General features: G+C 71.1%; 21 protein-coding genes. 8 read left to right on the top strand and 13 right to left on the bottom strand.

All coding sequences use genetic code 11. From position 1 onward, the window contains the following. Nucleotides 1-11: 11 nt before the first annotated feature. The gene (locus ACQPYZ_RS02020) at nt 12-794 is read right to left on the bottom strand and encodes a GNAT family N-acetyltransferase (RefSeq protein ID WP_433164629.1); all 783 of its coding nucleotides are present in this window, start codon (nt 792-794) and stop codon (nt 12-14) included. A 10-nt stretch (nt 795-804) separates the two neighbouring features. After that, nucleotides 805-1248, bottom strand: a complete 444-nt coding sequence (locus tag ACQPYZ_RS02015) for a helix-turn-helix domain-containing protein (RefSeq protein ID WP_433164627.1) — start codon at nt 1246-1248, stop codon at nt 805-807. A gap of 65 nt (nt 1249-1313) precedes the next feature. On the opposite strand from ACQPYZ_RS02015, the gene ACQPYZ_RS02010 reads away from it, so the two are divergent. Beyond that, nucleotides 1314-2579, top strand: a complete 1266-nt coding sequence (locus ACQPYZ_RS02010) for an MFS transporter (RefSeq protein WP_433164626.1) — start codon at nt 1314-1316, stop codon at nt 2577-2579. Here the strand turns inward: ACQPYZ_RS02010 and ACQPYZ_RS02005 are convergent. Then, nucleotides 2503-2874: a winged helix-turn-helix transcriptional regulator gene (locus ACQPYZ_RS02005; RefSeq protein WP_433164624.1), complete on the bottom strand. Its 372-nt coding sequence runs from the start codon at nt 2872-2874 to the stop codon at nt 2503-2505. The genes ACQPYZ_RS02010 and ACQPYZ_RS02005 overlap by 77 nt on opposite strands. 111 nt (nt 2875-2985) lie before the next feature. Between ACQPYZ_RS02005 and ACQPYZ_RS02000 the strand changes: the two genes are divergently transcribed. From ACQPYZ_RS02000 to ACQPYZ_RS01990, 3 genes are all read left to right on the top strand, one after another. Next, nucleotides 2986-4377 carry an MFS transporter gene (locus ACQPYZ_RS02000; RefSeq protein WP_433164622.1) on the top strand — a complete coding sequence of 464 codons (1392 nt, stop codon included), beginning with the start codon at nt 2986-2988 and terminating at the stop codon, nt 4375-4377. A gap of 279 nt (nt 4378-4656) precedes the next feature. Continuing rightward, the gene (locus ACQPYZ_RS01995) at nt 4657-4863 is read left to right on the top strand and encodes a hypothetical protein (RefSeq protein ID WP_433164620.1); all 207 of its coding nucleotides are present in this window, start codon (nt 4657-4659) and stop codon (nt 4861-4863) included. Next, nucleotides 4860-5156, top strand: coding sequence for a hypothetical protein (locus ACQPYZ_RS01990; RefSeq protein WP_433164619.1), 297 nt, complete (start codon nt 4860-4862; stop codon nt 5154-5156). Before ACQPYZ_RS01995 ends, ACQPYZ_RS01990 begins: the two co-directional genes overlap by 4 nt. Nucleotides 5157-5397: 241 nt before the next feature. Here ACQPYZ_RS01990 and ACQPYZ_RS01985 read toward each other — a convergent pair whose 3' ends face one another. Further along, entirely contained in the window at nt 5398-6150 is a 753-nt protein-coding gene (locus tag ACQPYZ_RS01985) for a hypothetical protein (protein WP_433164617.1), read from the bottom strand. Nucleotides 6151-6613: 463 nt separating this feature from the next. Continuing rightward, on the bottom strand, nt 6614-7402 hold the full coding sequence (locus ACQPYZ_RS01980) for a methyltransferase domain-containing protein (protein ID WP_433164616.1): 789 nt from the start codon (nt 7400-7402) through the stop codon (nt 6614-6616). 199 nt (nt 7403-7601) lie between these two features. On the opposite strand from ACQPYZ_RS01980, the gene ACQPYZ_RS01975 reads away from it, so the two are divergent. After that, on the top strand, nt 7602-8363 hold the full coding sequence (locus ACQPYZ_RS01975; protein ID WP_433164614.1) for an aminoglycoside phosphotransferase family protein: 762 nt from the start codon (nt 7602-7604) through the stop codon (nt 8361-8363). Here ACQPYZ_RS01975 and ACQPYZ_RS01970 read toward each other — a convergent pair. Continuing rightward, nucleotides 8329-8688: a nuclear transport factor 2 family protein gene (locus tag ACQPYZ_RS01970; protein WP_433164612.1), complete on the bottom strand. Its 360-nt coding sequence runs from the start codon at nt 8686-8688 to the stop codon at nt 8329-8331. The two genes, ACQPYZ_RS01975 and ACQPYZ_RS01970, sit on opposite strands and share 35 nt — an antisense overlap. 109 nt (nt 8689-8797) lie before the next feature. On the opposite strand from ACQPYZ_RS01970, the gene ACQPYZ_RS01965 reads away from it, so the two are divergent. Next, complete coding sequence (locus tag ACQPYZ_RS01965) at nt 8798-9592, top strand: helix-turn-helix domain-containing protein (protein ID WP_433164610.1); 795 nt, start codon at nt 8798-8800, stop codon at nt 9590-9592. Next, the gene (locus tag ACQPYZ_RS01960) at nt 9589-10092 is read left to right on the top strand and encodes a DinB family protein (protein WP_433164608.1); all 504 of its coding nucleotides are present in this window, start codon (nt 9589-9591) and stop codon (nt 10090-10092) included. Before ACQPYZ_RS01965 ends, ACQPYZ_RS01960 begins: the two co-directional genes overlap by 4 nt. A 59-nt stretch (nt 10093-10151) precedes the next feature. Here the strand turns inward: ACQPYZ_RS01960 and ACQPYZ_RS01955 are convergent, their stop codons facing one another. After that, nucleotides 10152-11306: a hypothetical protein gene (locus tag ACQPYZ_RS01955; RefSeq protein WP_433164606.1), complete on the bottom strand. Its 1155-nt coding sequence runs from the start codon at nt 11304-11306 to the stop codon at nt 10152-10154. Next, the gene (locus ACQPYZ_RS01950) at nt 11306-11821 is read right to left on the bottom strand and encodes a SigE family RNA polymerase sigma factor (protein ID WP_433164604.1); all 516 of its coding nucleotides are present in this window, start codon (nt 11819-11821) and stop codon (nt 11306-11308) included. The genes ACQPYZ_RS01955 and ACQPYZ_RS01950 overlap by 1 nt, the downstream gene beginning before the upstream one ends. 175 nt (nt 11822-11996) lie before the next feature. Here ACQPYZ_RS01950 and ACQPYZ_RS01945 point away from each other — a divergent pair, with 175 nt between their 5' ends. Beyond that, on the top strand, nt 11997-13208 hold the full coding sequence (locus ACQPYZ_RS01945) for a hypothetical protein (RefSeq protein ID WP_433164602.1): 1212 nt from the start codon (nt 11997-11999) through the stop codon (nt 13206-13208). Between the two features lie 94 nt (nt 13209-13302). On the opposite strand, the gene ACQPYZ_RS01940 is transcribed toward ACQPYZ_RS01945, so the two are convergent. The 5 genes from ACQPYZ_RS01940 to ACQPYZ_RS01920 all read right to left on the bottom strand — a co-directional run bounded on the left by ACQPYZ_RS01940 (nt 13303) and on the right by ACQPYZ_RS01920 (nt 19358). After that, entirely contained in the window at nt 13303-14280 is a 978-nt protein-coding gene (locus ACQPYZ_RS01940; RefSeq protein WP_433164600.1) for a hypothetical protein, read from the bottom strand. A gap of 72 nt (nt 14281-14352) precedes the next feature. After that, nucleotides 14353-15309 carry a hypothetical protein gene (locus tag ACQPYZ_RS01935; RefSeq protein ID WP_433164598.1) on the bottom strand — a complete coding sequence of 319 codons (957 nt, stop codon included), beginning with the start codon at nt 15307-15309 and terminating at the stop codon, nt 14353-14355. Next, on the bottom strand, nt 15306-15839 hold the full coding sequence (locus tag ACQPYZ_RS01930) for a SigE family RNA polymerase sigma factor (protein WP_433164596.1): 534 nt from the start codon (nt 15837-15839) through the stop codon (nt 15306-15308). The genes ACQPYZ_RS01935 and ACQPYZ_RS01930 overlap by 4 nt, the downstream gene beginning before the upstream one ends. 65 nt (nt 15840-15904) lie before the next feature. Then, entirely contained in the window at nt 15905-17386 is a 1482-nt protein-coding gene (locus ACQPYZ_RS01925) for a diguanylate cyclase (protein ID WP_433164594.1), read from the bottom strand. A gap of 406 nt (nt 17387-17792) precedes the next feature. Beyond that, on the bottom strand, nt 17793-19358 hold the full coding sequence (locus ACQPYZ_RS01920) for a helicase HerA-like domain-containing protein (protein ID WP_433164592.1): 1566 nt from the start codon (nt 19356-19358) through the stop codon (nt 17793-17795). Between the last annotated feature and the right edge of the window lie 40 nt (nt 19359-19398).

Here is a 19398-nt window from a genome sequence, read left to right as displayed (position 1 = left end):
CCGACGTGTTGTCAGCGCAGGTCGGCGAGGTGACCGCCCGGGTCGCCCAGGTGGACGGCGGTCGCCCTCGGCGCGTAGCCGAGGCCGCGGTAGATCCGGTCGGCGCCGTCGTCGCCCGGGGTGAGCCAGGCGAGCGTGGCGCCGGCGAGCTCGAAGGCCTGCTGGGTCGCGTACGCCGTCGCGATCGAGCCGAGCCCGCGACGGCGATGCGTGCGGATCGTGCCGACCCCGGCGACCTCGGTGACCGCGTCCGCCACCGCCGTCCAGGACGCACTGGCCGCGGGTACGCTGTCGACGCGAACGAGAACGCAGCCGCCGTCGACCGGATCAGCGTGTCGCGCGAAGTTCGCGCCACCCTCGATCTCGAAGGCGTCCGCCGACACCGCGTTGGCTTCCGCCTGCTCCTCGTCGGTGGTGACGAAGTGGGCGGTGACGCCGGCCGGGAGCTCCGGGACGCGCAGGCCGTCCGGCTCAACCACCAGCAGCGGCGGGCGGGAAACGATCGTCATGCCCTGCGCCTCGAGGGCCTCGGCCAGGCCCGGGTTGGCCTCGTCGATCAGCTCGGCACTCAACCATCGGCCCCGGTCGGCGAACGCCTTCCGGACCGCGACCAGGGCACCCGGTACGGCGTCCGGATCGAACGGCCGGCCTGGTTCGGCGGCGACCATCGTCGACATGTACCAGGCGTCGTCGCGCTCGTGCAGCATCCCCGCCAACGGCCCGGCGACCACCGGCCGCCGCGACCTGCTCAGTCCGGTCAACTGCGCCCGCGCGATCCGCGCCCCGATCTCCATGCTCCGGACCCTACGGTCCCCGCCCGGCACCACTCGACCGATTTTCAGCCAGCAACAGCAGATCCAGCAGCCGGTCCAGGTCGGCGACCACCGGCGGCCGGCCGAGGACCACGCCCAGCGCGTCCAAGGTCTCGACGAGGTGCCTGCGGACCGCGGCCCGCGGCCGGGACTGACGGTCGGCGAGGACGGCGACCACCTCGGACGATCGCGGGGAAGCGGTCAGCAGCTCCGCGCCGGCCGACGGCGGGTGCGGCGACGGTTCGTCGGCGATGCCGAGCTCCAGGCGGGCACCGAGTGCGGTCGCGAGCCGGTCCAGCGCGGAGACGGTCGGGTTGCCGCGCCCGTTCTCCAGGTTGGCGATGTAGGGGACGGACAGGCCGGCGTCGACCGCGACCGACGCGATCGTCCGGCCGGCCGCCTTGCGCCGATCGCGGAGTACTTCGCCCAGTTCCACCAGGACATCTTATTCCCACAGAACACTCTTGCCTAGATCTGTCTCAGCAAGATAGCGTCCGCGGCGTGAGGAACCGCGACTTCCGCCGACTGTGGATCAGCAACGCCGTCTCCGGGATCGGGTCCTGGCTGCTGATCGTCGCGATCCCCTTCCACGTCTTCACGCTGACCGGATCCGCGGTCGCGACCGGCCTGGCCCTCGCGCTGGAGGCTCTGCCCGCCTTGCTGATCGGACCCTGGGCCGGCGTCCTGCTCGATCGCTGCGACCTGGTCCGCGCGTTGTGCATCGCCGACCTCGTCAGCGCGGCCGCGGTCGCGCTGATCGTGTTCGCCGACGCGGACCGGATCTGGCCCATCTACCTGGCGATCCTGATCGAGAGCACCGCCACCACCGTCTTCCGCCCGGCCGCCCGCGCACTGCTCCCCGCGGTCGTCGGCACCGGCGACGAGCTGGCCGCGGCCAACGCTCTCAACGCCTTCACCGGCAGCACGAGCCGGCTGGCCGCACCGCCACTCGGTGCACTCCTGCTCGCCGGCCCGGGAATCGAGTTCGTGCTCGCCGTCGACATCGTCAGCTACCTGTTGTCGGCGGCAACCATTTCCACGGTCCACACCCGCCGCCACGCGACCGCCGAGCGAGCAGGCAACCCATCGGCCGACAGCGCGGAGCACCCGCTCGCCGGATTCCGGTACGTTGCCGGCCACCGAACCCTGCGCGGGATCCTGCTCGGCCAAACGGTCTTCCTCACCGCGAACGCCGGTCTGACCGCCCTGCTCGTCCCGTTCACCGTCGAGCGTCTACACGCCCCCGGGTACGTGCTCGGCTACCTCATCTCCGGGCTCGGTGCGGGCTACCTGATCGGCGCCGCGCTGAGCAAGAAAGCCCTGACCTGGCTGGGGATCCGGGACGTCCTCGTGGTGACCCAACTGCTGACCGCCGGGGCGTACTTCGCCCTCTTCAACGCACCGAACGTCCCCTGGGCGATCGCCGCCGCGGCGATGGTCGGGCTCCCCGGCAGCATCCTGCTGATCACCGCCGAGACCGCGATCCAGCGCACCGCTCCGGCCGGGATGCTCGGCCGCGTCGGTGCGCTGTTCTTCGCCGCCGACTCGCTCGCCCTCCTCGTCGGCGCACTGGCGGCCCCCGCGGTCACCGTGCTCCTCGATCTACCCTTCACCCTCAACGCGCTCGCGGCGTTCGCCGTGCTCGCGGGTGCTCTGACGCTGGTCGCCGTACCCGGTCATCCGGCGAGTTTCACGAGGACACCGCCGACGCGTCGTACCTCGCGCGGGCGGCGGCGATCTCGGACTGGTGGGTCTCCGTCCAGGTGACCAGCGGCTGGATGGTGGCGTGCAGGGTGACGCCGAGTGGGGTGAGCTCGTAGTCGACGCGTGGTGGCACGACCGGATGGACGGTCCGCTTGACCAGACCGTCGCGCTCGAGCTGCCGAAGCGTCACTGTCAGCATCCGCTGGCTGATCCCGTCGATCGTCTTCCTCAGCTCGGTGAACCGCATGCACCGGGTGTCCAGCAGCGCGATCACCAGCAGGGACCACTTGTCGCCGATCCGGTCCAGGATCTGCCGGACCTCACAGTCCTCCCGGGTGTCCCACTGGAACGCGTCCACGGTGCAGCAGGAGTCACCCGGTTCCTTTGAAGTGCCTTCTTCCACAGCTCCTCATGGTTCCCGATGATGGGGTCAGTTACAAGAGGTAACCATGAATCGAAGGAGTCTTTCGTGGCATCACCCGCCACCCAGGAGTGGCTGACCGGCCGCTCGTGGGCCGTTCTGTTCGTGCTCTGCGGCGCGATCTTCCTCGAAGGCATCGACATCTCGATGATGGGCGTCGCACTGCCGTCCATCCGGGCCGAGCTCGGCCTGGCCACCGGCGAACTGCAGTGGATCGTCAGCGGCTACGCCCTCAGCTACGGCGGGTTCGTGCTGCTCGGCGGCCGGGCCGCGGACCTGCTCGGCCGGCGCCGGATGTTCGTCACCTGGCTGACCGTCTTCCTGGTGTTCAGCGGACTCGGCGGGTTCGCGACCGAGGGCTGGGTGCTGATCCTGGCCCGGTTCGTCACCGGTGTCGCGGCGGCCTTCATGACCCCGGCCGGCCTGTCCATCATCACCACCACCTACCCCGAAGGCCCGCAGCGCACCAGGGCCCTGCTGGTGTACGCCGGTACGGCGGCCGGCGGCTTCTCGCTGGGCATGGTTACCGGCGGACTGCTGACCGCGATCGACTGGCGCTGGGTCTTCTTCGCGCCGGTGATCGTGTCGGCGGCGATCCTGGCCGGAGCGATCGCACTGATCCCCCGGGACGCTCCGAGCGCGACCCCTCGCCAGGGGTTCGATTTCACCGGAGCCCTGGCGCTCACCGGTGCCATGTTGCTGCTGGTCGCGACGGTCGTCCGGGCGCCGGACGTCTCCGCGACGCAAACCCTGACGACCGGCGCCGGCGGCCTGGTCCTGCTGGCGGCCTTCGTGCTGATCGAGCAGCGCGTGGCCTCGCCGCTGGTCCGGCTGGGCCTGCTGCGGAACACCGCGCTGATCCGGGCCAACGTCGGCGCGATCCTGCTGGTCGGTTCGTTCGTCGGCTTCCAGTTCGTCGCCGTCCTCTACCTGCAGGAGTTGCGGCACTGGTCGGAGTGGGAGACCGGGCTGGCGCTGATGGTGATCGGCATCGACTCGGTGCTGGCGCCGACCCTCACCCCGTGGCTGGTGAACCGCTTCGGCAACGGCCGGGTCGTGTTCGGCGGCTTCGTCCTCGCCGTCCTCGCCTACACGGCCTTCCTCCCGCTGGGTACGACGTTCGCGGCCATGCTGCCCGCTTTCCTGCTGCTGGGTCTCGCCTTCGCGCTGGCGTACGGGCCGTTGACGATCGCGGCGACCGAGCGGGTCGCCGAGGACGAGCAGGGGCTGGCGAGCGGCGTACTGACGACGTCGTTCCAGTTCGGGTCCGCGCTCGGGCTGGCGGTCGTCGCCGCGGTGCTGACGGCCGCGGACGAGTTGACCGTCGAGGGGTTCCGTGCCGGTCTCGCGGTACCGTTGGCGGCCGCCGTACTCGGGGTGCTGGTGGCGAGCGGCGGCCTGCGGATACCGGTGGGTAAGCAGGTGAGTGCAAACGGTTAGCAGGACGTCATATATTTCGGTGCCGGTCGAAAAAGCGGTGACACCGAATCGTTATTGGCAAATCCCTGCCAGCATTCTTGACAGGACATTTCAACCGGTCCGGACCGGTTCGCCGCGACTGCCCTGACCAGCGCTTTCGTAGGGTTTCCCTACTCTGCGTCAAGGCTCTGTAAAGGTCCTTTCGGAACTGTTCCGGAGGGGCCTGCGGTTGTTGTGTTCTTTTCACAGCAGCGGACAAAGCCGTCCGGTGCACCGATCGAGACCGCCGAAGGACCGCTGATGACCGAGACGCTCGAAATCCCCGCCTCGCACCGCCGCGTGCGAGTCTGGTTCGGCGCTCACCCGATCGCGGACCACACCGCCGCCGCGGAGCAGGCGGCGCAGTACGAGGAAGCCATGCGGCGCCGGTTCGCGTCCCTGCGGGTGACGAGCGAGCCGGTGCCGGTGGACAGCCGTGGCGACAGCATGGCGGAGCCAGGACGATGACGACCAGGCCGACCGTTCTCGGGTACGTGCGGGCCGACGCGCTCAGCTGCGCGGAGGAGCTGGCCGCGGCGACGAACTCGCTCGCCGCCTTCGCCAGCGCCGAGGGGTTCACCCTCGCCACGGTGTACACCGAGCGCGACGCGGCCGAGTCCGCGGCGTTCCACGCGCTGCTCGAGGAAGTGAAGCGGTCCGAGGTCCGCGCCGTCGTCGTACCGACGATGAACCACCTCGGCCCGGTCGGCGCTCCGGCGGCGATCCACCAGGCGCACGTCTGGGCGGTCGACACGAGATAACTCCACACAGGCAAGCGGAGCTGACGTCTTGACCCCTGCATCGGCGTCGGTTCCGCTCTCCACCTCCACAGCTGCACCGGGGATGCCCGGGCGGTAGTGGACACCAGGGCCCCACCGGCTGCTACCGGTGGGGCCCTGCCCGTTCCTGCGGACCGCCAGGCCATCACAATCACCGGGATCCGTGCGGGCGCAGGCTCACCTGCCCGCGGCGGGCGCGATTGTGATGGCGTGGAGGACCGCGTCAGGCGACGATCGTGTAGCCGTAGCGCGTCATCACCGCGGCCACGGCGGAGTTGAACACCCCGGTGACCTCCAGCTCGAAGTGCAGCTGCACCTTGCGGATGACCCGCTGGAAGTGCAGGTGCCACGGCACACCCCTCGGCGGGACGGTCTCCGCCTTGGTGATCGCGCCGACCTTCGGGTGCGCCGCCCATGCGATCACCCGGGCGCGGTCGGCACCCCACGCGCCGGTCATCACGTCGTGCGTGCGGGCGTGCGCCATCGCGCCGAGCGAGATGGTGGCGTCCGGCACCGGCTGGGCCGGCGGGTGCGCCTTGAGGTAGAGCTCCCACGTCATCCCGTAGTACCCGGGCGGCCCGTCGTCCTTGCCCCGGTTGGCGAGCCCGTTGCGCTTGCGCCGGTACTCCGCGACCTGGTTGGCCGCACCCCGGGACAGGTCCTTGTCGCCGATCGCGATCGCGTGCACGTGGTACGGCCAGTTGCCCTGGGCCGGCGTCCGCAGCCAGGCCGCGAACCCGACCTGCCGCATCGCCTTCACCACCGCGCGCCGCTGCGCCGGGCTCTTCGACGCGACGTCGACGTCGACCGCGCCGCCGCCGTCGTGGGTCCCGGCCGACGCGGCCACACCGCCGGCGTTGTACGACCCCTGCAGGATCGCGAACTTCGACCGGTACAGCTTCTCCGCGGCCTCCACCATCGCCGCGGTCCGCTTGTTCAGCTGCTTGCCCCGCCAGACGATCCTTGCCTCAGGCATCTTCTTGCCCGAGGGCCGCGGTGACGATCAGGTCCGCGTCCTCGGCGGCGCCGAGGGCTTCCAGTTCGTCCAGGTCGTCGTCGGTCAACTCGTCGTCGAACAGCATCCGTGGTCCTTCCCCCTGACGTCCGCGGCCTCCCCCGGCGCGCGGAACCGCCGTCCAGCGTAGGCGCGGCCGGGGTCGCCGACCACGTCCGCCCGGGTTCGAGGAATGTGAAGATCGCCGGGATTCCGCGTGCCGGGAGGTATGAACCGCCGGCGCATGGGGTACCAGTAGGTGGTCCCGCGGTTCGGTCAGTGCCATTCGGGCATGGGTGGTGTTCACCGAGCCGCGAGTTCTCCCACTGAGGGGCGGGAGAACGACCGGCCCCGGCGGGCGTATCCCAGGGTGCGCCCGCCGAGTTCGGACCCCTCCGGTGACGCACGGTCTTCACGGCTACGGACGGCGTACGGCGACGAACGGTCAGAGCGCCGACGCGACGAACAGGTAGCGGTTGAGGCTGAAGAAGTAGCTCTTCCCCAGCGCCCGGAGATCGTCGGCCCACGCCCGCGCCGCGTCCTCGGAGACGCCGCGTCGACCGGGCACGAACTCGGAGATGATGTCGATCAGGCCGGCGCTCAGCATGTGGTCGCCGTACCCGGCGTTGAGCATCGGCACCACCTGCAGGTGGGTGAGCGTGAAACCGGACTTGTCCAGTACGTCGGCCAGCGTGCGGGGCAGATGCGGATCGGCCAGGTGCTCCTCGAACGCGGACAGCACCCGCCGCATCCGCTCGTCGTCACTCGACCGCCACACCACCGAGTCCCAGTCGGTGTCCAGCAGCACGACGCGGCCGGCCGGGCGGAGCACCCGGCGTACCTCCTGGAGCGCGCCGATCACGTCGTCGACGTACTCGAAGACCTGAGTGGAGACGACCACGTCGAAGCTCTCGGCCGGGTACGGCAGGCTCGTGGCCGACGCGAGCTCGAGCTCGATCCCCGGGCCGCCCGGGACGTCGGCCCGGGCACTCGCGATCGCCAGCATGCTCTCGCTGACGTCGATCCCGCAGATCCGCCCGCCCGGCCCGACCTCCGGCGCCATCTCCGCCGCCAGCAGTCCCGGCCCGACCCCGACGTCCAGCACCCGGTCCCCCGGCCGCAACGCCAACGCCATCCGCACGATCCGCCGCTGCTCCACCACGTCCGGTGCCGTGTACACCGCCTCCACCTGCCGCGAAATACCGGTATCGAACCGCAACGCATCTCCGCCCATGCCCACATCATGATCCGCCGTCCGCTCCCCGGACAGACCTGGCTTCGGGGCAGCGGGATCTGCCCCGGGCTACCTTGGCCGGATGATCGAGGTGCCGGATGGGTTCTTGGGGATGCCTCGGTGGTGGGGGGAGGGGGCGGAGTGGCTGGCGGGGTTGCCTCGGGCGGTGGAGAGGCAGTGTGGGGTGTGGGGGTTGACGGTGAGCGGGCCGGTGGCGTTCGGGTCGAACGCGATCGTGGTGCCGGTGGGTGATCGGGTACTGCGGATGTCGCCGCCGGGGCGTGAGGTCGAGGAGCAGGTGCGGGCGCTGCGGTTCTGGGACGGGCGCGGGATGGTGCTGCTGTACGACGCCGACGTCGACGCCGGCGCGATGCTGCTGGAGCGGTTGTCGACGCCGTTGACGACCAGGCCGGTCGACGAGGCGGTCGCCGTACTCGGGCAGTTGATGCGACGGCTCGCCGTACCGCCACCGGAGGACGCGCTGTCGACCGCTGACGTGGTGGCGGAGCGGTCGGCCGGGTTGGAGCGTGAGTGGGAGCGACTGGATCGCCCCTTCGACGTCGGCATCCTCCGTGCGGCGCTGGCCGTGGCGCCCGCGTTGACCGAGCCCACCGCCGACCTGGCCGTCGACGGCGACCTGCACTCCGACCAGGTGCTCGCGGGCACGCGCGAACCCTGGCTGACGGTCGACCCGGTCCTGCTCCGCGGCGACATCGAGTACGACCTCGCCCGGATCCTGTGGACTCGCCTCGACGAGATGACCGACATCGTCGGCTACTTCGACCTCGCCGTCCACGAAGCCGCCCTCGACCGCGACCGCGCGCACGACTGGGTCGCCTACCGCACCGTCGACTACTGGCTCTGGGGCCTGTCCGTCGGCCTCACCGAGGACCCGTCCGCTGCGCCCGCCTGCTCGACGCCATCGCCTAGTGGGCCGGGGCGAAGTCGTGAAAGCCGATGAGTTGGCTGATGCGGTCGCCGTCGAGGACGACGATGTCGGTGCCGCCGGCGACCGGGTCCTGGCCGTCGGCCTTCAGGTGCCAGGTCCAGCGCAGGAAGGTGTGGTGCTCGTCGATCTCGCCGATGCGGTGGAAGGCGAGACCGGGGAACATCTGCTGGGCGGCGCCGATCAGCTTGTTCAGGTCGTCGCGGCCGGTGACCTCGAAGCTCGGGTCGACGAAGGTCGCGTCGGCGGTCCAGTTCTGCTCGATCAGCTCGGTCCGGCGGTCGGCGTCGGTCTCGTTCCACAGGGCGAAGTACTGGTCGGCGAGCGTGCTGGCGTTCATGGTTCCTCCTCGGATGTTCGGATGACCAGAACCCTGCCGCCGGCCGACGCCTCCGGTCGATGACGCCGGAGGTAATCGCGGCGACCACCCGAGCGGTTACGGTCGGACCATGGCAGCGACGATCGAGGAGACGTTCCAGCGTCCGGTGGGTGAGCTCCTGCGCGGATGGCGGGAGCTCCGTCGGCTGAGTCAGCTCGAGCTGGCGAACCGGGTCGAGGTGTCCACCCGGCACGTGAGCTTCGTGGAGACCGGCCGGTCGAAGCCGAGCCGGGAGATGGTGCTACGGCTGGCCGAGCACCTCGACGTACCCCTGCGGGACCGCAACCAGCTCTTGCTCGCAGGCGGCTACGCACCGATCTACAGCGAGGCGTCCCTGCACTCGCCGTCGATGCTCGCGATCCGGACCACGCTGCGCCGCCTGCTCAAGGCGCACGAGCCGTACCCGGCGCTCGTGATCGACCGCTGGTGGAACATCGTCGAGGCCAACGCCGGCATCGGGCTCTTCACCACCGGCGTCGACGAACAGTTGCTCAAGGCACCGGTCAACGCGCTCCGGCTGACCCTGCACCCGGACGGCCTGGCCGGCCGGATCACCAACCTCGCCGAGGTCCGCGCGGCCGCGCTCACCAGCCTGCAACGCCAGGTCGCCAGTACGGCGGACCCCGAGCTGCAGGACCTGTACGACGAACTCCGGGAGTACGCCGCCGGCGACAAGCCGGTCCACCCCGGCCCGACCGAGGTCGTCGTACCGCTGAACCTGCGGCACGAGGGACGCGACCTCTCGCTGCTGACCACGATCGCGACGTTCGGTACGCCGCTCGACGTCACCGTCTCGGAGTTGATGATCGAGTCGTTCTACCCGGCCGACGAGGCCACCGGCGAGTTCCTCCGGAGCCTGCGATGACCGTGCCCTCGATCGACGAGGGCGACACGATCGCGCTGCACCTCGGCTACCTGGACCACTACCGCGGTGTGATCGAGAGCAAGCTGACCGGACTGACCGAGGAGCAGCTGACCTCCAGCCGGCTGCCGTCCGGCTGGTCGCCGCTGGAGCTGCTCAAGCACCTGGTGTACATGGAACGGCGCTGGCTCCACTGGGGCTTCGCGGCGGAGCAGATGGACGAGCCGTGGGGTGACTCCGGCGGAAGCCCCGACGGCAGGTGGTCGGTCGGACCCGACGAGACTCTCGCCGGACTGCTCGCCCGGTTGCACGACGGTGGCGAGACCACCCGTCGTCTGGTGACGGGGGTGGATCCCGCCACCCGCGCGGCGGCCGGCGGCCGGTTCGGCGAGGAACGGCCGACGGTGAACTGGATTCTCTTTCACGTGTTCCAGGAGTACGCGCGGCACGCCGGCCAGCTGGACGTCGTCCGCGAACTCACGGATGGGGTCACCGGCGAGTAGGCAGGACTCGCAGACCGCCTACCCGCCGGTGACGAGGTCGTCGCGACGACCTCAGGTCCTCACCGGCTTGAGGAGGGGTTGCCGGTGGGGAACGTGGTCGGGAGGCTCGGGGTCCCCTTGGGGAGGGTCGGCCTCGGGACGGACGGCTTGGCCGTCGGGAGGGTCGGCTTGGCCGTCGGCAGTGTCGGCTGCTTACCGGGGTCGACGGTGACCTTGGCCCCGGCGGAGGCCGTCACGGTGGGGACGGCCGGCTTCGGCGGCTTCTTGGTGGGAACCGGCAGCGACGGCTCGGCGGGCACGGTCGGCTTCGGTCCCGGCACCGACGGCATCGCGGTCGGTACGCCGTACACGCAGTCGGGCAGCGTGGGGACCGGCTTGGCCGACGGGAGCCCGGGTTTCGCACTCGGAACCGCCACCGAGGGCAGCGCGGTCGGCACCGACGGCAGCGTGGGCTCGACGGACGGCAGCGACGGCTTCCCGGACGGGAGACCCGGCTTGGTGGGCAGTGTGGGCTGGACCGGCAGCGTGGGCTTGGCAGGCAGCGTGGGCTTGCCAGTCAGCGTCGGCTTGGACGGCGAGGCGGTCGGAAGACCCGGCTTGCCAGGAAGCGACGGTTTGCCGGACGGAAGCCCCGGCTTACCAGGAAGCGTGGGCTTGGAAGGCAGCGTGGGCTTGGCAGGCAGTGTCGGCTTGCCAGAAAGCGTGGGCTTGGAGGGCAGCGTCGGCTTGGAGGGCAAGGACGGCGCAGCGGTCGGGATCCCCGGCTTGCCAGGAATCGACGGGGTGACCGTCGGGATCGACGGCTTGCCGGACGGCACCCCGGGCAGCGTGGGCTTCCCGGGTCTGCCCGGGACCGAGGGCACGGCCGGCGTCGGCGGGTTGTTCGGGTCGATCGTCTGGTGCACCGACACAGTTGCCCTCGGCAACGTCGGCAGGCAGCTCGGGTCGACCGACGGCGTCGGGGTGTCGGCCGGCAGCACCGAGGGGACCGGCGGCTTGCCGTCGCCGGCCAGCAGGCTTCTGGCGGCGGACGGACCGCCGACCGCGGCGGACACCGTCGCAACGGTTCCGGCCAAGGCGGTGACGCCCGCCGCGGCCAGTCCACGGCGGAGCCAGGCCAGCCGACGGCCGCGACGCATCAGGTCGGCGGCGTCCGGCTGCCAGGGCTCCAGGTCGTACTCGAGTGCGGTGCGTACCCGCTGCTCGTCACTCATCAGTGTCCTCCAACTCCGGAATCGATCAGGTCGGGTGCCAGCCGCAGCTTGGCCAGCGCCCGGGCGGCCGTGCTCTTCACGGTCCCGGGGGCCATGCCCAGCAACTCGGCGGTCTCGGCCTCGGAGAGATCCTGCGAGTAGCGCAGCGCGACCACGGCTCTCTCCCGCACGGTCAGACCGGAGAGCGCCGAGAGCACGGCCTCCCTGGTCTGGACCTCGCCGGCGAAGTCCGCCACCGCTCGCTGGTCCCAGTCGTTGCTCACCGGGTCGCTGGGAACCTCGTTGTTCCAGCGCCGGCGGGCCTGGGAGAGGAACCGGTTGACCAGGACCCGGCGTACGTAGCGCAGCGGGTCACCGTCCAGCCGGTGCCATTTCGGATAGGACCGCATCAACGCCTGCTGCACCAGGTCCTCGGCCGTGTGCCGATCGCCGCACAGCATCTCCGCGAAGCGGAGCAAGGGGGTCGACTGCGCCAACACGAAGCGCTCGAAGTCGGCGTCCGCGGTCCCGGTCATCGAATCTCCTCTGCCTGTGTCACACGGGTCCAGACCCGCTGGGTGACCGATCCGGTTCTGTCCGTACACCAACTCCTTCGAAGAAATTTATTCACGGGCTATACAGAGGCCCGGTTGATTTGTCACATTGGGTGAATCACGCAGCACACCTTCACCGCCCCGGAGGTCTCCGCCCATGCGTACCACCCGCCGCGCTCAGCTCACGGCCTGTCTGGCCGCGACGCTCGCGATCTTCACCACGACCTTGCACACCACCGTGCAGAGCACCGCCGCACCGACCGATCCGGTCCAGGTCGCGGCCCAACCCGTCGCCGGATCGAGCAACGTCAAGGTCGAGGGCAGCCGGATCGTCCTCGGTGACGCCCCGGCCGCGGTCGGCTCGAGCGAGATCAAGCAGCGCTCCGGCCTGGCCGAGCTCGTCCCGGTCCGGTTCGACGCACCCACGTCGGCCGTCGTCGTCGGCTACACCACCGGTACGCCGGACGGTTCGTCGGCGGAGGTCGACGTACGGGCCTGGGTCAAGGACAAGTGGACCGAGTGGACCCCCGCCAAGGCCGGTACGCCGACCGCGCTGCCCGGCCCGAGCGACCAGGTCCAACTGCGCATCATCGTCAGCGCCCCACCGGCCGGTGGCGTCCCGTGGGTCGGCGACGTGCAGGTGCAGCCGACCGACCAGGCCGACCCGAGCCGCATGAGCGTCCAGGCCGCGCCGTTGAAGTCCCGGGTCTTCGCCACCCGTGAAGGCCTCGTCGGAGGTACGACGGCCAACGGGCACGTGATCGTGAACCGCGACCACTTCGTCGCCCTGCCGTCCCGCCGAGGGCTGTCCGCCAAGGGCACCGGCACCTACTCGGTCAAGGTGTGTACGGCGTCCCGGTGCGCGTTCGAGCCGGTGTGGGACGTCGGCCCGTGGAACACCAAGGACGACTACTGGAACCCGAGCGCCACCCGGGAGATGTGGAAGGACCTGCCGCAGGGCCGGCCGGAGGCGCAGGCGGCGTACCAGAACGGCTACAACGGCGGGAAGGACCAGTTCGGCCGGACCGTCGCCAACCCGGCCGGGATCGACCTCGCGGACGGGACGTTCTGGGACGGGCTCGGGCTGACGAACAACGCCTGGGTCGACGTGACGTATCTGTGGACCGGTGACGGCGGCCGCGGCACGGTGTCGATCACGTCCGGCTACCTGAACGTGCGGAACTCGCCGAACTCGTCCGGCGCGGTCGTCGGGATGGCCGGCAAGTCCGCCCAGGTGACGGTCGAGTGCCAGACGACCGGCTCGAGCGTCACCGGCTCGCAGGGCACCAGCAACGTCTGGCTGCGCGTCCACCCCGGCATGTACGTCGCGAAGGCGTACGTCGCCGCCGGGACGTTCGCCGCCTGCTGAACGCCCAGGCCATCACAATCCCCGCCGGATCGGCGCGCGCCCGCGTGCGGGGCGCGCCGGGCGGCGATTGTGATGGCCTGGCGGTTCGCGTCGATCAGCAGCCGTGGCTGATCTGGGCGCAGGTGTGCTCGCCCCAGACCAGGGAGAACGTCCGCAGGGTCTGGCCGTTCGCGCCGGACAGCGTGACCTTGATCCGCGGCCCGGGCGCCGAGCCCTCCTTCCACGGCGTCGCGGTCTGGTGCTGCATCAACCAGTAGTTGCCCTTGACAACCGCCTTCGTGGTCTTCCCGTCGGGGAAGGTGTACGAGATCTTCGCGACCCCGGCCGGGAGCCGGCCGGCGGCCCAGTAGTACTCGTACTGCTTGCCCTTGATCGGGATCAGGTTGCCCGCCACCGCGAACGCATTGATGTCCCGGGGTGCCGGCTGCGCGATCTTGCCCGGCTGCCGGATCGAGCCCTCACTGCCGTTCCGGGCGAACGCGGTGTCGCAGCCGGCCCAGTACTTGCCGTCGGCAAGGACCAGGACGGTGCCCGGCCGGCCGTCGAGGCGGGCGACGACCTTGGCGGCGGGTCCTGGCGCGGGTTCGCCGCGCTCGTCCGCGACCTGCTTCAGCCAGGTCTTGCAGGCGGCGACCGGGTTCGCCGGCGGCGCCTTCTCGGCCGGCCTCGGCGGGATCGCGGGCTTGCTGCTGACGCCTTCCGGCCCGGTGACCGGCCCGGGCGCCGCGGACGGCGACAGACTCGGCACCGCCGCGGACGGCGACAGACTCGGCACCGCTGCGGACGGCGACAGGCTCGGCACCGCCGACGGTGACAGGCTCGGCTCTGGTACCGCGGACGGGGTCTGCTGCGGTGTCGCCGGGTCCGCCGGACCCGGTGACGGGGTGGCCAGGATCGACGGGCTCGGCATCGCGGACGGAGTGTCCGGTCCACCGGCGGCCGCGGTGTCCGCCGCCGACTGCCCGCTCCGGGCGGCCGCCGTACCGGCGATCGCGACGCCGGCCACCGCCGCCACCGCGAGCCCGATCACCACTGTCCTGGCGATCCGCCGTTTCCGGTCCTGTTCGATCATCGTTGCCCTCCACACCCTTTCGTTCGGTTCGGTCGGGCTGAAGGACGCCGGTGACGGCCGGAAAGGTTCTGCTCAGCAGCCGTGGCTGATCTGGGCGCAGGTCTGCGTCCCCCAGTCCAGCCGGAACTCCTTCAGTACGGCGTCACTCGGCGAGAGCAACTGGACCCGGATCCGGTTCGCCGGCGTGGGTGCGCCGGCCGGCGCGGTCGAGACGTGCCGCATCATCCAGAACCCGTTGCTCACCTCGGCGTCCACGACGGCACCGTCGGCGAAGCCGTACCGTACGGTCGCGACGCCGTCGGGCAGCATGCCGGCGGCCCAGAAGAAGTCGCGCAGACCGGCCGGCGTCTGGACGGCGTTGCCCGCGACCGCGAACGCGTCGTCGTCCTGCAGACCCGGCTTCCGCAGCTTGGCCGGCCTGCGAGCCGATGGGCTCGGCCGGAAGGTGTTGTCACAGGCCGTCCAGTAGTTGCTGTCGGCCACGACGATCAGCCGGCCGGCCAACGATCCGCGCAGCTTGGCCGCCGGCCCGGGAGTCGGGTCGCCGGCCGTGGCCGCGGATTGCAGACAATCGGACAAGTTCGGCGTTGTCCCGCTTCCCTGCGAGCCGGACGGTTCTCCTAGCGGGCCGGACGGTTCTCCCTGGGGGACGGCCGACTCGCCTGCGGTGACCGCGGACTGCGGCGAGCCGGTCGGGCTCGGCGCCATACTGGGTCTCATCGACGGCTCCGACGTACGCGGCGGCTCGGGCGACGGGGAAGAGAGGGGCACGCCAGGGCCGGCCGGTGAGGTCACGCCGGGGCCGGCCGGTTGGGGTGCGTTGCCGAGGTCCCGGTCGGTGGCGAGGAGACCGCCGGCGGCGATGCCGATGACGGCGACCGACGCGACCGCCGCCGACGCGAGACCGCGGACCTTCCGGCGGCGGCGCGCGCCCGCGATCACCCGGGCCGGGTCGAGTGGTGCGATGGTGTCGTCCGGTGCCAGCGCGGCCCGGAGGTCGTCCTCGGGAGTTCCCCGCTCGTCGTTCATGCTCGTTCTCCTACGTACCGGCCGCTGAGCTCGGGAGCCGTGCGCAGCTTCTCCAGGGCCCGGGCGTTCGCGCTCTTCACCGTGCCGACCGCGATCCCGAGCACGGCTGCCGTCTGCTTCTCGGTGAGGTCCTCGACGTACCGCAGGACGACGACCGCGCGCTCGCGCCGGGTCAGCGCCGCCAGGGCTGCACCGATCGCGACCCGGCGGGCCACCGCACCGGCCGGGTCGGCGACGACCGCGCCGAGGTGCTGGTCCAGCTCGGCGGCGTCACCGCTCGGCCGCTCGCGCCACGGACGACGGCGTACCCAGGACAGGTGCTGGTTCACCACCGCCTGCCGGACGTAGCCGAACGGGTCGGCGAGCTCGATCCGGTCCCAGCGCAGGTAGGCCTTCTCCAACGCCGTCTGGACCAGATCCTCCGCGAGCTCGGCGTCGCCGCAGAGCATCCGCGCGAAGTGCACCAATCGCGCGGACCTGGCCAGCACAAACGCGGTGAAGTCGTCGTCACGACTTCCCGGACCCGCCATACCCTCTCCGTCCTGCAGCCGTCACACACAGGACGCCGTGGGTGGCCGAAAGGTTCTGCCGGCGATCAGGTCCGTTCGGTCGGCGCCGCCGCCCCGCTGGTGACCGGACGGTCGGCGGACACGTCCTCGCGGTCCGCCGGAACGCCGATGCCCGCAAGGCCGGTGGCCCCACCGGCGCCTGCAACGGCGGGACCCGGGACGGCGGCGGCCCCCGGCACGCGGACGGCGGCACCCGGGACGGCGGCACCCGGAACGCGGACGGCGGCCCCCGGCACGGCGCCGCCCGGCACGGTGGCGCCCGGCACGCGGACGGTGGCACGGTCGAACGGGACGGCCGGGTGCGGGATCGGCTGCGGCGGGTGTACGACGTCGGCGGCCAGGCGGACGCGGTTGCGGCCGGCGGCCTTGGCGGCGTACATCGCCCGATCGGCGCGCAGCAGCAGCTCGTCGACGGCGATGCCGTCGGTCGGGTAGACGGCGACGCCGATCGACACGGTCAGGTGGAACGTGTCCGGGTCGAGGTCCGGGTCGTCCAGGACGCCGGCGCACATCGCCGCCAGCGGGCTGGCCGCGACCGCGTTGCGGAGCCGGTCCGCGGTCACCGTCGCGTCGTCGAGCCCGGTGTCCGGCAGCGCGATCACGAACTCCTCGCCGCCGAACCGGCCGATCACGTCCTTCGCCCGGATCGCGCTGCGCAGGATGGTCGCGACCGCCCGCAGCGCCTCGTCGCCGACCAGGTGACCGTGCCGGTCGTTGACCTGCTTGAAGTGGTCGATGTCGATCAGCAGCACGGCCATCGGCTCACTCTGGTTCCGCGCGGTCCGCAGCATCTCCTCGGTCCGCCGCCGCCACCAGTCGACCCGGGTCAGGCTCGTCTTCGGATCGGTCTGCACCTCGGACTCGAGCTGCGTGAGCAGCAGAGCGCGCTGTGCCGTCAGCGTGATCGGGATCGCCACGAACGCGAACCACGGACTGATCAGGCAAGCGGCCGCGAGCAGGCAGCCGAACGTGGCCGCGGTCGCGTCGGTGCACAGGTCGTCGGTCCCACCGAACGCCTCGCGCCAGCTGCTGCCGGGCAGGATCAGCGAGATCGCCAGACCACACAGCACGGTGTCGGTCACGACGTACGCCAGCGACGCCGCGACCATCGCGACGACCAGGCCGAGGCCGCCGTTGCCGGTCACGTCGTTCACGGCGGTGAAGACGGTGTGCGCGGCGCCGACCGCGAGCACGTGGACGGCGGTGGAGAAGGCCCACCGGTAGGGGATGCACTTGCCGGCCCGGATCCGCCACCAGATCCGGAGCAGCAGGGCGACCAGGATGGCCAGCGCGGGATGCAGCACGACGGCGGCCGCGATCATCCAGGCAGGCGCGAGGTCCTTGTGCAGCGCGCCGCCGCGGCGCCGCCGGCTCTCCACCCGGCGGGCGCCTTCGACCGCGATCAGCGCGGAGGCGGTCAGCGCGAGGACCACGTCGAGCCCGTGCCAGCTCGGCAAGTCCGTGAACGCCTGTACGGCATACCCGATCGCGGCCAGGTCGACCAGCACGACAACAGCGAACGCCGGGACCGTCAGGGTCCACAGCGCCCAAAAACGTACCGCTCGCCTACTCTGCGCAACCATTACCTCACACCGTACGACGAGTGAGCGTCTCGTCCCAATCGGCGACGGCGCGCTGTGGATGACGATGTGGAAACGATGGGCACCGATCCGGATTTCAGTCGTTTGATCAACAATCAAACCCTGAATCTTCAACCACCACAGGCGAATCCGGCCCACCCCGCCCGGGTGATCGGGGTGGCCGAGCAGCTGGTGGCGCGAGAGGGCGCAGGGGCAGCGGCGCTCGGGCGGGCGGGTCAGCGGCGCTGCGAGGGCCCGGGGTCAGCGGCGCTTGCGGCGGGCGCGGGGGCGGGGGTCAGCGGCGCTTGCGGGCGGGCGCGGGGGACGCGCGGGGTCAGCGGCGTTTGCGGGCGGCGCCGAAGAGGCCGCGGACGATCTCGCGGCCGGCGGAGCGGGCGAACTGTTTGAAGGCGGACGAGCCGATCACCTGCTCGACCATCGACTTCTCCTGCTTCTGCGCCCGCGGCCTCGGCTCGGGCGCCGGCTTGGCCGGCTCCTCGGCCCGCCGCTGCTCCTCGGCCTGGCGCTCCGCCTCGGCCTGCTCGGCGCCGGCCTGCACCTTCGCGGCGAGCTTCTCGTACGCCGACTCCCGGTCGATCACCTCGGTGTACTTCGCGTTGTTCGGCGAGGCCTGCACCGACGCGGCCAACTGCTCGGCCGTCGCCGGCGCCATCAGCGACTGCGGCGCCCGCAACCGGGTCCACGCGACCGGCGTCGGCGCGCCCTTCTCGTTCATCACCGTGACGACCGCCTCGCCGATGCCGAGCTGCGTGAGCACCTCCTCCAGGTCGTACGACGAGCTCGGGAACGTCGACACCGTCGCCTTCAGCGCCTTGGCGTCGTTCGGCGTGTGCGCCCGCAGCTGGTGCTGCACGCGGGAGCCGAGCTGGGCGAGCACCTCGTCCGGCACGTCCTTCGGCGTCTGGGTGACGAAGAAGACGCCGACCCCCTTCGACCGGATCAGCCGGACGGTCTGCGCGATCGAGTCCAGGAACGCCTTCGACGCGTCGTCGAACAGCAGGTGCGCCTCGTCGAAGAAGAACACCAGCTTGGGCTTGTCCACGTCCCCGACCTCGGGCAGGTCGTGGAACAGGTCGGCCAGCAGCCACATCAGGAAGGTGGAGAACAGCGCCGGCCGGTCCTGCAGGTTCGGCAGCTCGAGCAGCGAGATCACGCCCTTGCCGTCGCGCTGCTGCATCAGGTCCGCGGTGTCGAACTCGGGCTCGCCGAAGAACGCCTCGGCGCCCTGGTCGGCGAACCCGATCAGCGACCGCAGGATCACCCCGGCGGTCGCGGCCGACAGCCCGCCGAGCTCCTTGAGGTCCGCCTTGCCCTCGTCGCTGGTCAGGTGCGTGATGACCGCGCGCAGGTCCTTCAGGTCGAGCAGCGTCAGGCCCTGCTTGTCGGCGTAGTGGAAGATCAGCCCGAGCGAGGACTCCTGGACGTCGTTCAGCCCGAGGACCTTGGACAGCAGCACCGGCCCGAACGACGTGATCGTGGCCCGGACGGGCACGCCCGTGCCCTGGCCGCCGAGCGCGTAGAACTCGGTGGGGAAACCGGTCGCGATCCACTCCTGACCGATCGTCTTGGTCCGCGCCAGCAGCTTCTCGCTCTCCTGTCCCGGCTGCGAGATCCCGGACAGGTCGCCCTTGATGTCCGCCGCGAACACCGAGACCCCGGCGGCCGACAGTTGCTCGGCCATCAACTGCAGCGTCTTCGTCTTCCCGGTCCCGGTGGCGCCCGCGACCAGGCCGTGCCGGTTGACCATCGACAGCGGGATCCGGACCGCCGCCTCCGGCTTCGGCTCGTCACCGGCCAGCAGCGCGCCGAGCTCGATGGCCGCCCCTTCGAACGCGTACCCCTGCTTGACGGTTTCCACGACGTCGGCTGTCTCGGCCATGTCAGTGCGCCTTTCCCCGGTTGACGGACGCCAGTGCGCC

The sequence above is a fragment of the Kribbella sp. CA-247076 genome, assembly GCF_050942445.1.
Taxonomy (GTDB): Bacteria; Actinomycetota; Actinomycetes; order Propionibacteriales; family Kribbellaceae; genus Kribbella.
This window is presented reverse-complemented; position numbering and strand designations above follow the sequence as displayed.

Coding starts and splice junctions, on each gene's coding strand:
- ACQPYZ_RS01935 (WP_433164598.1), bottom strand. CDS start 15,309: ATGAACGACGAGCGGGGAACTCCCGAGGACGACCTCCGGGCCGCGCTG.
- ACQPYZ_RS01985 (WP_433164617.1), bottom strand. CDS start 6,150: ATGCCTGAGGCAAGGATCGTCTGGCGGGGCAAGCAGCTGAACAAGCGG.
- ACQPYZ_RS01995 (WP_433164620.1), top strand. CDS start 4,657: ATGACCGAGACGCTCGAAATCCCCGCCTCGCACCGCCGCGTGCGAGTC.
- ACQPYZ_RS01950 (WP_433164604.1), bottom strand. CDS start 11,821: ATGACCGGGACCGCGGACGCCGACTTCGAGCGCTTCGTGTTGGCGCAG.
- ACQPYZ_RS01990 (WP_433164619.1), top strand. CDS start 4,860: ATGACGACCAGGCCGACCGTTCTCGGGTACGTGCGGGCCGACGCGCTC.
- ACQPYZ_RS01945 (WP_433164602.1), top strand. CDS start 11,997: ATGCGTACCACCCGCCGCGCTCAGCTCACGGCCTGTCTGGCCGCGACG.
- ACQPYZ_RS01940 (WP_433164600.1), bottom strand. CDS start 14,280: ATGATCGAACAGGACCGGAAACGGCGGATCGCCAGGACAGTGGTGATC.
- ACQPYZ_RS01920 (WP_433164592.1), bottom strand. CDS start 19,358: ATGGCCGAGACAGCCGACGTCGTGGAAACCGTCAAGCAGGGGTACGCG.
- ACQPYZ_RS01960 (WP_433164608.1), top strand. CDS start 9,589: ATGACCGTGCCCTCGATCGACGAGGGCGACACGATCGCGCTGCACCTC.
- ACQPYZ_RS01955 (WP_433164606.1), bottom strand. CDS start 11,306: ATGAGTGACGAGCAGCGGGTACGCACCGCACTCGAGTACGACCTGGAG.
- ACQPYZ_RS01930 (WP_433164596.1), bottom strand. CDS start 15,839: ATGGCGGGTCCGGGAAGTCGTGACGACGACTTCACCGCGTTTGTGCTG.
- ACQPYZ_RS01980 (WP_433164616.1), bottom strand. CDS start 7,402: ATGGGCGGAGATGCGTTGCGGTTCGATACCGGTATTTCGCGGCAGGTG.
- ACQPYZ_RS01965 (WP_433164610.1), top strand. CDS start 8,798: ATGGCAGCGACGATCGAGGAGACGTTCCAGCGTCCGGTGGGTGAGCTC.
- ACQPYZ_RS01970 (WP_433164612.1), bottom strand. CDS start 8,688: ATGAACGCCAGCACGCTCGCCGACCAGTACTTCGCCCTGTGGAACGAG.
- ACQPYZ_RS02020 (WP_433164629.1), bottom strand. CDS start 794: ATGGAGATCGGGGCGCGGATCGCGCGGGCGCAGTTGACCGGACTGAGC.